Raw genomic sequence first — 11,798 nt, 5'->3', positions numbered from 1 at the left:
GCATTGAGACAGGGGCACTGAGACCGGGCCCGGCCAGTTCCCGTACTGGCCGGGCCTTCCTCACTGCTGGATGCGTTCCACCGCGTCCTTGGCCTCCTTGAGTCCTGCTCCCGTGAGCTCGCGGTAGCGCTTGATCGCCTCGATCTTCCGGCCCGAGCGGGCCAGGTTCACCACGTCCTGGTCGAAGTCCGGCCCCGGCAGCTGGACGCCTTGGTGCTGCATCAGCAGGTCGAGCTTGCCTTCGAGGCGGTCGAGGCGCCTTTCCAGCTGCTTCGTCGAGCCACCTCGGCTCATCAGCGCCGCGAGCAGCACCAGCACGGCGATTCCGACCAGGCCCAGCGTCGTGGCGTCCACCACTGCACCGTATCCCCTTGACTTCCGCGTTCGTCCAGGTCACGGTACTGAAATGCAATATATTAGTCGCCTGGACCGCCCGCTCCTGCGGGATCGCGCGCTGGCCACCATTCGGCACGCCATCGTCGCCGGCGACCTCGTTCCCGGCGAGGCCATCCGTGACCTCGACCTCGCGGAGCGCCTCGGGCTGTCCCGCACTCCCGTTCGCGAGGCCCTCAGTCACCTCGCCGAGGAGGGGCTCGTCGAGTCCAAGCCGCACAGCTACACCCGGGTCACCCCCATCGACCCCGTCGCCGTTCGCGATGCGCTTCAGGTCGTCCAGGCCATGCACGGCCTCGCCCTCCGCCTCGCCGTGCCTCTGCTCTCTGCTGACGACCTTTCGTCGATGCGCGTCCACAACTCCCGCTTCGCTGCCGCGCTGGCCGCCCCCGACATCGCCGAGGCCTTGGCCGCCGACGACGACTTCCACCTCGTTCCGGTGTCCGTCTGCGGCAACTTCGCCGTCGCCGCCACCATCCAGCGCTACACCCCGCTCGTGCGACGCCTCGAATACCAGCGCTTCTCCTCCAGCTGCGGCGTCGATTCGGTGGCCATGCACGAGGAGATCGTCGCCGCCTGCGAAGCCCGCGACGGCGACCTGGCCGCCCGCCTCACCGAACGCAACTGGGCCACCCTGGCCGCCGAACTCGCCGACCTGCCCGATCACCCGCCGGCCTGATCCGCCCGCCGTTCAACTCCTCCCCTCGCCCGGGAGCCGCCCACTTCCTGTTCCCCCATCCCTACCGACCCAATCGGAGCTTTCCCTTGGCACTCGAGGACTTCCCGCGTTTTCCGCTGCTGCTCGGCCCCTCGCCCGTCCATCCGCTGGAGCGCCTGACCGCGCATCTCGGCGGGGCCGAGGTGTGGGCCAAGCGGGAGGACTGCAACAGCGGCATCGCCTACGGCGGCAACAAGACCCGCAAGCTGGAGTACCTCGTCGCCGAGGCGGTCGCGTCGGGCTGCGACACGCTGGTGTCGATCGGTGGCGTGCAGTCCAACCACACCCGCCAGGTCGCCGGTGCCGCCGCCCGGGCCGGGCTGAAGTGCGTGCTGATCCAGGAGAGCTGGGTGGAGTGGGCCGATCCGGGCTACGACCGCGTGGGCAACATCCAGCTCAGCCGCCTCATGGGGGCCGACGTCCGGCTGGTCGATTCGATCTTCGGCATCGAGTTCAAGCAGAGCTGGCGCAACGCCATCGCCGAGATCGAGGCCGCCGGCGGCAAGCCCTACGCCATCCCGGCCGGTGCTTCCGACCACCCGCTGGGCGGCCTCGGCTTCGCCAACTGGGCCCGTGAGCTGGAGCAGCAGGAGCGCGAGCTCGGCGTCTTCTTCGACACCATCATCGTCTGCTCGGTCACCGGCGGCACCCAGGCCGGCATGCTCGCGGGGTTCACCAATCGCGACCGCCAGGTCCTCGGCATCGACGCCTCGGCCAAGCCCAAGGAGACCTTCGACCAGATCTCACGGATCGCCTCCGCCACCGCATCCCTCATCGGCACCGAGCCGCTCGAGGTCATCCTCGACGAGCGCTACCACGCCGGCATCTACGGCGTCCCCGACGAGTCCACTTTGGACGCCATGCGACTTGCCGCCCGCACCGAGGGCATGATCACCGACCCGGTCTACGAAGGCAAGTCCATGGCCGGCCTCATCGATCTCGTCGCCCGCAAGGAGATCCCGGCGACAAGCACCGTGCTCTACGCCCACCTCGGCGGCCAGCCGGCACTGAGCGCCTACAGCTCCATCGGCTAAGCGCGCAAACGCAATCCCTTGGGGGTCGCGCGGAATCCGGCGTCCTGCAACACAACCGACAGCTTCGAGCCGAGGGCCCCTTCGCCGTCGGCGCGCTGGACGGCGAGCTGCCCGAGCCAGCCCTCGCGGACGGACCGCGCCAACGCCTCGGCGGCGGCCCGGAGCTGGTCCTCGGACTCGGTGAAGGACAGCAACGACTTGCCGCCGCGCTCGACGTACAACGCGGGCACGCCGTCGACGAGCACGGCCAACGCCCCGGCCTTGCGGGCGGGGCGGTGCTTGCCGTCGCCGACGGGCTCTGGCCACGGCAGGGCGGCGCCGTAGGGCTGACCAGGGTCGGCGGCGGCGAGCACCAAGGCGGACAACGACGTCTCGCCGGGGCGGGACAACGCCCGAAGCTGGTCGACGGCCCCACGGGCGGCGAACTGGGCGGCGCCGAGGCCCTCGACGACGTACCCGCGAACGACCTGCCCGGAATCCTCCATGGCCCGCAGCACCCGGTACACACCGCTGAAGCCGCCGGAAACACGTTCGGTGTCCAACGCCCCACGGGTGAGAACACCGTGCCGCTCAAGGAAAACCTCGGCCCGGGCATGGGCCCGGCGAGTGGGATCGGCTTCGCGAGCGGGTACCAGGGACCACCGGCCGGAAACGGTGGGCGGGCCGGTACGGCTGGGCAGCTGGGCCCGGCCGAGCCGGGCGTACCGACCCCGGGGCGAAGGCCGGCGAGCCTTGTGCGCGGCCCCGCGACCGGACACGAGAGCCCGCAGCGGGGCCAAAGTGTCGTTGGTGACGAGCCCGGCCCACACCAGATCCCACAGTGCGGCAACGACCGCGGGATCGTCGACCGGATCCGACACCGACGCGGTGACCCGGTCGGTCAGCTGACGGAAGAACAACGCCCCGCCCTCCAACGCGGCCAGCACGGCGGAGTGCAGCGGCGACTCCGGCACGGTCTCCTCGAGATCGGGCAGCACGAGGTCGGCGACCTCGGTGGGGGCCAACGCGATCCACCCGTCACCGCCGGCCAACGCCCCGCACCCGGCCCAGGTGACCTCGCCGGTGGCGGTCAGCTCGTCCAACAGCGCGGGGTAGTAGCCGGGCAACCGCGACGGCAGGATCAACGACTCGAGACCGCTGGCCGGCAGGGGAGCGCCGGCCAACTGCTCGACGACGGACAGCACGTCGTCGACGGTCGGCGCGGACCGCAACCTCCGTGAAACCCCATGCCAGCCGGGCAGAAATCGACCATAAGCGGCCTGCTCGACGGGCTCGACCTCGGCTCGAAGCCGAGCCAACGAGGCCCGCCTCAAGCGGCGCAGCACCTCGGCGTCGCAGTACTCGGTCCCCATCCCGCCGGGCCGCAGCTCACCGCGCACCAGACGCCCGGCACCGGCCATCCGGTCCAGCACCCCGTGCACGACGGCGACGCCGAGACCGAACCGGGCGGCGGCCTGCGCGGCCGGGAAAGGACCCCGAGTCCGGGCATAGCGGATCAGCATGTCGCCGAGCGGATCGGCCACGGGCTCGGTGAAAACCTCAGGCACGCCAACGGGAAGCGCCGCGCCGAGGGCGTCACGCACCCGACCGGCGTCCTCGATGGCCAGGTACCGCTCCGCCCCGGCGATCCGCACCACGATCGCCCGCCGCTCGGTGACCAGCTGCGCCAGCCACTCCGGCGCGACACCGCGGTCGGCGGCCTCGGCCACGGAGAGATCTCCCAGCAGCCGCAACAGATCGGCGGTTTCCTCGACGTTACGGGCGTGCCGGTCGGGCGCCAGCCGCTGCAACTGCTGCTCGATCTCCTCCAGCACCTCCGGATCCAGCAGCTCCCGGATGGCCTCGGAGCCGAGCAGCTCGGCCAACAACGTGGTGTCCAAGGACAAAGCGGCGGCACGACGCTCGGCCAGCGGCGTGTCGGTCTCGTACAGGAACATGCCGACGTACCCGAACAGCAGGCTCCGGGCGAACGGCGAGGCCTGCGGGGTCTGCACCTCGACGACCCGAACCCGCCGCGCCCGCACGTCGCCCATGAGCTCCCGCAGCCCCGGCAGGTCGTACACGTCTTGCAGGCACTCCCGCATCGCCTCCAACACGACCGGGAACTGCTCGTACTGCGACGCCACGGCCAACAGCTGCGCCGACCGCTGCCGCTGCTGCCACAACGGCTGCCGCTTGCGCGGATCCCGACGCGGCAACAACAACGACCGCGCCGCGCATTCACGGAACCGGGCCGCGAACAGCGCCGACCCGCCGACCTCGGCCACCACGACCTGCTCGACCTCCTCCGGGTCGAGCAGCATGTCCTCGGCCGAGGGCAGCACGTCGGCCCCGGTGTCGTCGAACGCCTCGGGCAGCCGCACCACGATGCCGTCATCGGAGTGGGCGACCTGCGGGTCAAGGCCGCGCCGCTCCCGCAGCCGAGCGCCGATGGCCAGCGCCCACGGCGCGTTGACCTGCGCGCCGAACGGCGAGTGCACGACGATCCGCCAGTCGCCCAGCTCGTCCCGGAACCGTTCCACCACAACGGTTCGGTCATCGGGCACGTGCCGGGTGGCCGCCTTCTGCTCGTCCAGATAGGACAGGAGGTTGTCGCACGCCCACTCGTCAAGACCCGCCGACACCGCCCGTTCCCGAGCCCGTGTGGAGTCCAAAGCGGACACTTCGCGGACGAACTTTCCCAGCGCCCGGCCGAGTTCCAGCGGGCGGCCGACGGTGTCGCCCTTCCAGAACGGCAGCCGGGCCGGCTGCCCGGGCGCCGGCACGACGATCACCCGGTCGTGCGTGATGTCCTCGATACGCCAGGAACTGGTGCCCAGCAGGATGTTGTCGCCGACCCGCGACTCGTACACCATCTCCTCGTCCAGCTCGCCCACCCGCGACCCCGGCCGGCCCTCCTCGCCGCTCGGTGTCATCACGGTGAACAGCCCGCGGTCGGGAATGGTGCCGCCGGAGGTGACGGCCAGCCGCTGCGCCCCCGGACGTCCCCGCAGCTCGCCGGCGATCCGGTCCCACACGATCCGCGGCCGCAGCTCGCCGAACTCCTCGCTGGGATAGCGCCCGGCCAGCATGTCCAGCACGGAGTTCAACGCCGAGTCGGGCAGGCCGGCGAACGGCGCGGCCCGCCGCACCACCGACGCCAGCTCGGTCACCGACCACGGCTCCATCGCCACCATGGACACGATGTGCTGGGCCAGCACGTCCAGCGGATTGCGCGGATAGCGCACGGATTCGATGGCGCCGACGGCCATCCGCTCCGCCACCACCGCGCAGGCCACCAGGTCGCCACGGAACTTCGGGAACACCACGCCCTTGGACACCGCGCCGACCTGGTGCCCGGCCCGGCCGACCCGCTGCAGGCCGGACGCCACCGTCGGCGGCGCCTCGACCTGGACCACGAGATCGACCGCGCCCATGTCGATGCCCAGCTCCAGCGAGGACGTCGCCACCACGCACGGCAGCCGCCCCGACTTGAGCTCCTCCTCGACCAGGGTGCGCTGATCCCGTGACATGGAGCCGTGATGCGCCTTGGCGATCACCGGCGGGGCCCCGGTGGTTATCCCCGAACCACCGACGGCCTCCGCCGGGAATCGCTCCATCTCCGCGGACTGCTCGCCCGCGAGTTCGTTGAGCCGGGCCGTCAACCGCTCGGCCAGCCGCCGTGAATTGGCGAACACGATGGTCGACCGGTGTTCCCGCACCAGCTCCAGCACCCGCTGCTCCACCGACGGCCAGATCGAGGTGCGCTGCTCGGGACCGGACGCCGAGCCGCTGACTTCCCCGGTCGGCTCGCCCAGCGTGGCCATGTCCTCGACCGGCACCTCGACGGTGACCTCGATCGTCTTGCTGGCCGGCGGCTGCACGACGCGCAACGGCCGCCCACCGGCCAGGAACGCGCCGACCTCCTCCACCGGCCGCACGGTCGCCGACAGGCCGATCCGCTGCGCCGGCTTGGGCAGCAGGGCGTCCAGTCGTTCCAGCGACAGGGCCAGGTGCGCCCCGCGCTTGCCGCCGGCGACGGCGTGCACCTCGTCCACGATCACCGTCTCGACGCCGCGCAGCGACTCCCGCGCCGCGGACGTCAGGATCAGGAACAGCGACTCCGGCGTCGTCACGAGAATGTCCGGCGGCGTGCGGTTGAACGCGCGGCGCTCCTCCGCCGGCGTGTCGCCGGTACGCATCCCCACGGTGATCGACGGCTCCGGCAGCCCCAGCCGGTGCGTGGCCTGCCGGATGCCGGCCAGCGGCGCGCGCAGGTTGCGCTCCACGTCCACGGCCAGCGCCTTCAGCGGCGACACGTACAGCACGCGGCACCGGTGCTGCCTGTTCTCCGGTGGAGGCTCCGCGGCCAGCTGGTCCAGCGCCCACAGGAACGCCGCCAGCGTCTTCCCCGAGCCGGTCGGCGCGACCACCAGGGCATGCTCGCCGGCCGCCACCGCCGACCAGGCCCCCTGCTGGGCGGCGGTGGGCGCGAGGAAGGCCCCGTGAACCAGTCCCTGGTCGCGGGGGAGAACACCGACAGCGCGTCCACCACACCCACCATCATGCACAGGGGGTACGACACTTCCCGCGCAAGTGCCGCTGACCTGCGAAAACGTGACTTTCTCTTGACCGGGTGAAATGGTCTAGTCCATTGTCGTCAGCACGTGTGTGCGTCAACTCGATGCCCAGGCCGCCACCCCTGCGCATGGAGGTAGCAGCTATGTCACGGAAGTGGACACGCTGGTTAGTCGGAGCGGTCGCCGCCGCCACCGTCGTGCTCGGCGCCGCCGCCCCTGCTTCGGCGGCGTCGAACCTGCTTGCCAACCCGGGCTTCGAGGCCGGCAACACCAGCGGCTGGACGTGCAGCGGCGCGACCACAGTGGGCAGCCCGGTGCACAGCGGCTCGTACGCGCTCGCGGCCACCCCGGCCGGCCAGGACTACGCGCAGTGCAGCCAGAGAGTCACAGTGCTGCCGAACTCCGCGTACACGCTGTCCGCCTACGTTCAGGGCAGCTACATCTACCTCGGCGCCACCGGCACGGGCGGCACCGACCCGCAGACCTGGACGGTCTCCGGCAGCTACACGCAGCTGTCGACCAGCTTCACCACCGGCGCCAGCACCACGAGCGTCACCGTCTACATCCACGGCTGGTACGGGCAGCCCACGTACTACGCCGACGACTTCGTGCTCAGCGGCCCCGGCGGTGGTGGCGGCACCCCGACGGCGCCGGCCGCGCCGACCGGCCTGAGCTCGCCCAGCCAGACGTCGTCGAGCGTGTCGCTGGCCTGGACGGCGTCCTCCGGTGACGTGAGCGGCTACAACGTGTACCAGAACGGCAGCAAGGTCGCTTCCGTGTCCGGCACCAGCTACACCGCGACCGGCCTGGCCGCCTCGACCACCTATCAGTACGCGGTGTCGGCGTACAACTCGGTCGGCGAGTCGCCGAAGTCCGGCACGATCAGCGCCACGACCAAGGCCGGCGGTGGCGGCAACCCCGGCGGCTCGCTGCCCACGCACGTGCTGACCGGCTACTGGCAGAACTTCTACAACGGCGCCAAGGCCCTGAAGCTGGCCGACGTGCCGACCACGTACGACCTGGTCGCGGTGGCCTTCGCCGACGCGACGGGCACCCCGGGCGCCATCTCCTTCACCCTCGACTCGGGGCTGTCGGGCCAGCTCGGCGGCTACACCGACGCGCAGTTCACCGCGGACATCGCCACCCTGCACTCCCGCGGCCAGAAGGTGATCCTGTCGGTCGGCGGCCAGAACGGCACCATCAGCGTCGGCGACTCGTCGGCCGCGACCAACTTCGCCAACAGCGCCTACTCGATCATCCAGCGCTACGGCTTCGACGGCATCGACATCGACCTGGAGAACGGCGTCAACGCCACCTACATGGGCCAGGCGCTGCACTCGCTGGGGAGCAAGGTCGGCGCCGGCTTCATCGTGACGCTGGCCCCGCAGACCATCGACATGCAGTCCACCGGCATGGCGTACTTCCAGCTGGCGCTCAACATCAAGGACATCCTGACCATCGTCAACATGCAGTACTACAACTCGGGTTCGATGAACGGCTGCGACCAGGGCGTCTACTCGCAGGGCACGGAGAACTTCCTGACCGCGCTGGCCTGCATCCAGCTCCAGGGCGGTCTGCGGGCCGACCAGGTCGGCCTCGGCCTGCCGGCCTCGAGCTCGGCCGCGGGCGGCGGCTACATGTCCCCGTCCACCGTCAACGCCGGGCTGGACTGCCTGGCCAAGGGGGCCAACTGCGGCAGCTTCCACCCGTCGGCCACGTACCCCACGATCCGCGGGGCGATGACCTGGTCGATCAACTGGGACGCGTCCAACGGCTACGCCTTCGCCAACACGGTGCACGGGCACTTCGGCAGCCTGTAGCACATTCGACACCGTACTGGCGGTAACGCGTATCTGGTGTCGACTGTTGAGAAGGGCCCATTCCTCGCGCGGGGAATGGGCCCTTCGTTGTCACTCGATCGAAGGAGTAAGAGTGGGCAATGCTGCCGATTATTGATTACCAATGAGTAGGCAGAAAGGCTTTTCTATGCCTATTTACTGGTTGGACTACGGCCGGTGTTCGACCGAACGCGTAACGCTGGTGGGTGGTTGTGACGACAACGGACGGTTGTGACCGGAGCGTGTCCGTCCGGGTTGCTCAGTGCCAAGGTCACGGTTGCGTTTCGTGTTCTCCCTGGTAAGCGGGAGTGTCCGACGGCGGCTCGGTGCACGTTTTTCTGGTGTGTCTGCACGAGCCACCCTGGACCGACCGGCCGAAGACTGCGTACTCCTCACGGTCGGTAGTGGCGTGTTCACCAGTGCGGATCCATTCCTGGAAAGTTTCCCAGGGTGCTTGTGAGGCCAGCCACGCAGCGTTAGCGTCATCGGTGCGCCAAGGAAGTCGGTGGGACGACGACCGGACGCGTAACGCCCGATCGGGGCTCTGGGAATGGCACCGAACGAGCGTGACAGCACGGGGCAAGGGGTGTCGGGGGTGTTCGGGTCGTCGGCCACGGCGGAGACGGCCTGATTTCACCGGCGCGTGGGGTGCACTGACGCAGTACGCAACTTGATTCGACGTCGATTCTCCGTCGAAGGTCGGATCATCACCCAATTTCACGTGCGGGGACAGATGAATAACTTGGCACAGGTTCTGCCTGTGGGGGCCGAGGTCGCGCCGAAGCCGGTCGCCGCCTACGGTCCGCAGGACGAGCAGTTCCGGCAGCTCGTCGATGCCGCGGTCAACCGTGATCCGGTTGCCACGCAACGGGTTCTCGAATCGATCAGGCCGATCGTGCTGCGGTACTGCCGGGCCCGGATCGGCCGGCTGGACCGCTCGTTCGCCTCGGCGGACGACGTGGTGCAGGAGGTCTGCCTGTCGGTCATCTCGGCGTTGCCGTCCTATCGGGACCAGGGTCAGCCGTTCCTGGCCTTCGTGTACGGCATCGCGCAGCACAAGGTCGCCGACGCCCACCGGGCGGCGGCCCGCAACAAGTCGCTGCCGGTGCCCGAGGTGCCGGACCGGCCGGAGACGGTCGCCGGCCCGGAGCAGCGGGTGCTGCAGGACGAGTTGAAGAGCAACATGGACAGGCTGCTCGCGGTCCTGTCCGACAAGCAGCGCGAGATCGTGGTGCTGCGGGTGGTCGTCGGCCTGTCCGCCGAGGAGACCGCCGACCTGGTCGGGTCCACCCCGGGTGCGGTTCGGGTGGCTCAGCACCGGGCGCTGACCAGGCTGCGCAAGCTGGTCGGCAGCACGAAGGAGTTCTGAAGGTCGGGCCCCCGATGGGGTGAGGGAGTGTCATCCCATCGGGTTCGTGACGGGCTTGGTCAACCGGTGCGCTGAGCATCGATCCGTGTGGCAGCATCTGCGCGAAGCCAGAGCAAGGGGGCACGCGTGCGGGTGTTGTCGATCGACGTGGGGACGTCGAACACGGTGGCGGTGCTCGCGGTGCCCGGCCAGCAACCCCGCGTCGTCGAGGTCGACGGCGCGGCCACCATGCCGTCGGCTGTCTACGCCGACGAGGACGGCGTGATCCTCGTCGGCCGGGACGCCGAGCGGCAGGCCCGGATGGACCCCACGCGCTTCGAGCCCACGCCGAAGCGCCGCATCGACGACGGCGCTCTGCTGCTCGGCGGCAGCGTCGTCCCGGTCACCGACGCGCTCGCGGCCGTGCTGCGGCGGGTGCTCGACGAGACCGTGCGCCAGCTCGGCGGCGCGCTGCCGGACGAGTTCCGGCTCACCCACCCCGCCAACTGGGGCGCCGCGCGGCGCAACACCCTCATGTCGGCCGGGCGGCTCGCCGGGATGACCGGCAACATCGTGATGGTCCCCGAGCCGGTCGCCGCCGCCGCGCACTTCAACCGCCTCGCCCCGGGCAGCTCGCTCGCCGTCTACGACCTCGGTTCCGGCACGTTCGACGTCGCCGTGGTCGCCGCGACGCCCGGCGGGTTCACCGTGCAGGCCTCGGACGGCCTGGCCGATCTCGGCGGCACCGACATGGACCAGCTGCTGTTGGAGTACGTCGGCCGGCAGGTGTCCAACCGCGACGCCGCTCGGTGGCAGCAGTTGCTTCGGCCCGAGTCCACTGCCGACCGTCGGGCCCAGCGGGCGCTGGTCGAGGACGTGCGGGCGGCCAAGGAGGCGCTGTCGCGGCACCCGCAGACCGTGGTGCCGATGCCGGAGCCGTTCGCCGACGTGACGGTCACCCGGCCGGAGCTGGAGGCGCTGATCCGGCCCAGCCTCACGCGCAGCATCGAGCTGCTGTCGTCGACCATCGCCGCCAGTGGCGTGCACCCGATGTCGTTGGCCGGCATCTACCTGGTCGGTGGGGCGAGCCGGATGCCGTTGGTGGGCGCGTTGATCGGGGAGCGGCTGCGGGTTGCCCCGGTCAGCCTGGACCAGCCGGAGACGGCCGTCGCGTCGGGCGCGCATCTCGTGCCGCGGGACGGCGTGACGATCAGGACTCAGGTTTCGGCACCTTCTTCGCCGCGGTACCCGACCACCGGCGACTTCATGGCCGGTGCCCAGTTCCCGCAGCTGGCCGGGCCCGCGCCGGCGCCCGCCTCCAAGGGCGCATCGAAAGCGACGATGGTGGCGTTGGGCGCAATCGTCCTGGTGGCTCTTGTCGTGCTCGGCGGCTTCCTGGTGGCCAGCCCGTCGCGGTTCCCCAGCGCCGCCGACTGCAGCGGCACGCCCGGATCGCCCGACGGCAAGGGCTTCACCAACTGCACCCGCCAGCTCGCCGGACCCGTCGCCGACCAGGGCGACTGCCAGGCCGGGTACGACGGCAGCGGGGTCGCGGTGACCGGGTTGGCCAGCGTCACGTGTCACATCGACGGGCGGACCGTGGTCTATACCCAGACGGCTTCGCTCGAGGAGAGGGACACGAAGGTGCATGATCTGATCGGCGGCTACACCAACGCCACCACGATCCGTGCGCTGTGGGCGGGCAATGGCCTGCGCGGCGAGTACTGGTCGGTTGGCGTCAGCGGCGTCGGCGTCGTCGCGTTCACGGTGTCGGACCGGCCGCTCGTCGGCGTGCTCACCGCGCCGGCCACTGCTGACCCGAGCTCACTGACCGCAGCCAAGGCGGCGGAGACGTTCGAGCATTCGGTACAGCCCGGCACCTGATCGGACGTCTACGGCGATGGTCGC

At 70.4% G+C, this 11,798-nt stretch carries 6 protein-coding genes and 1 pseudogene; 5 read left to right on the top strand and 2 right to left on the bottom strand.

Annotated features, from left to right (window positions below; translation table 11 throughout):
- Window positions 1-60: 60 nt before the first annotated feature.
- Window positions 61-354 carry a ribosomal protein L7/L12 gene (locus M3Q35_RS23520; protein WP_273934379.1) on the bottom strand — a complete coding sequence of 98 codons (294 nt, stop codon included), beginning with the start codon at window positions 352-354 and terminating at the stop codon, window positions 61-63.
- A gap of 52 nt (window positions 355-406) precedes the next feature.
- Here M3Q35_RS23520 and M3Q35_RS23515 point away from each other — a divergent pair, with 52 nt between their 5' ends.
- Complete coding sequence (locus M3Q35_RS23515; RefSeq protein ID WP_273934376.1) at window positions 407-1,072, top strand: GntR family transcriptional regulator; 666 nt, start codon at window positions 407-409, stop codon at window positions 1,070-1,072.
- Between the two features lie 86 nt (window positions 1,073-1,158).
- Entirely contained in the window at window positions 1,159-2,145 is a 987-nt protein-coding gene (locus M3Q35_RS23510) for a 1-aminocyclopropane-1-carboxylate deaminase (protein ID WP_273934374.1), read from the top strand.
- On the opposite strand, the pseudogene M3Q35_RS23505 reads toward M3Q35_RS23510, so the two are convergent.
- Window positions 2,142-6,688, bottom strand: a pseudogene (locus M3Q35_RS23505) (ATP-dependent helicase). The gene M3Q35_RS23510 and the pseudogene M3Q35_RS23505 overlap by 4 nt on opposite strands.
- A 159-nt stretch (window positions 6,689-6,847) precedes the next feature.
- Here M3Q35_RS23505 and M3Q35_RS23500 point away from each other — a divergent pair.
- The 3 genes from M3Q35_RS23500 to M3Q35_RS23490 all read left to right on the top strand — a co-directional run bounded on the left by M3Q35_RS23500 (window position 6,848) and on the right by M3Q35_RS23490 (window position 11,774).
- Complete coding sequence (locus M3Q35_RS23500; RefSeq protein ID WP_273934372.1) at window positions 6,848-8,524, top strand: chitinase; 1,677 nt, start codon at window positions 6,848-6,850, stop codon at window positions 8,522-8,524.
- A 778-nt stretch (window positions 8,525-9,302) separates the two neighbouring features.
- Window positions 9,303-9,911: a sigma-70 family RNA polymerase sigma factor gene (locus tag M3Q35_RS23495; RefSeq protein ID WP_273934370.1), complete on the top strand. Its 609-nt coding sequence runs from the start codon at window positions 9,303-9,305 to the stop codon at window positions 9,909-9,911.
- A 126-nt stretch (window positions 9,912-10,037) separates the two neighbouring features.
- A complete protein-coding gene (locus M3Q35_RS23490; RefSeq protein WP_273934368.1) occupies window positions 10,038-11,774 on the top strand; it encodes an Hsp70 family protein in 1,737 nt (578 codons plus the stop codon).
- Window positions 11,775-11,798 lie beyond the last annotated feature (24 nt).

Origin of the sequence: Kutzneria chonburiensis (assembly GCF_028622115.1) — a bacterium.
In the GTDB taxonomy this organism is placed as follows: Bacteria; Actinomycetota; Actinomycetes; order Mycobacteriales; family Pseudonocardiaceae; genus Kutzneria; species Kutzneria chonburiensis.
This window is presented reverse-complemented; position numbering and strand designations above follow the sequence as displayed.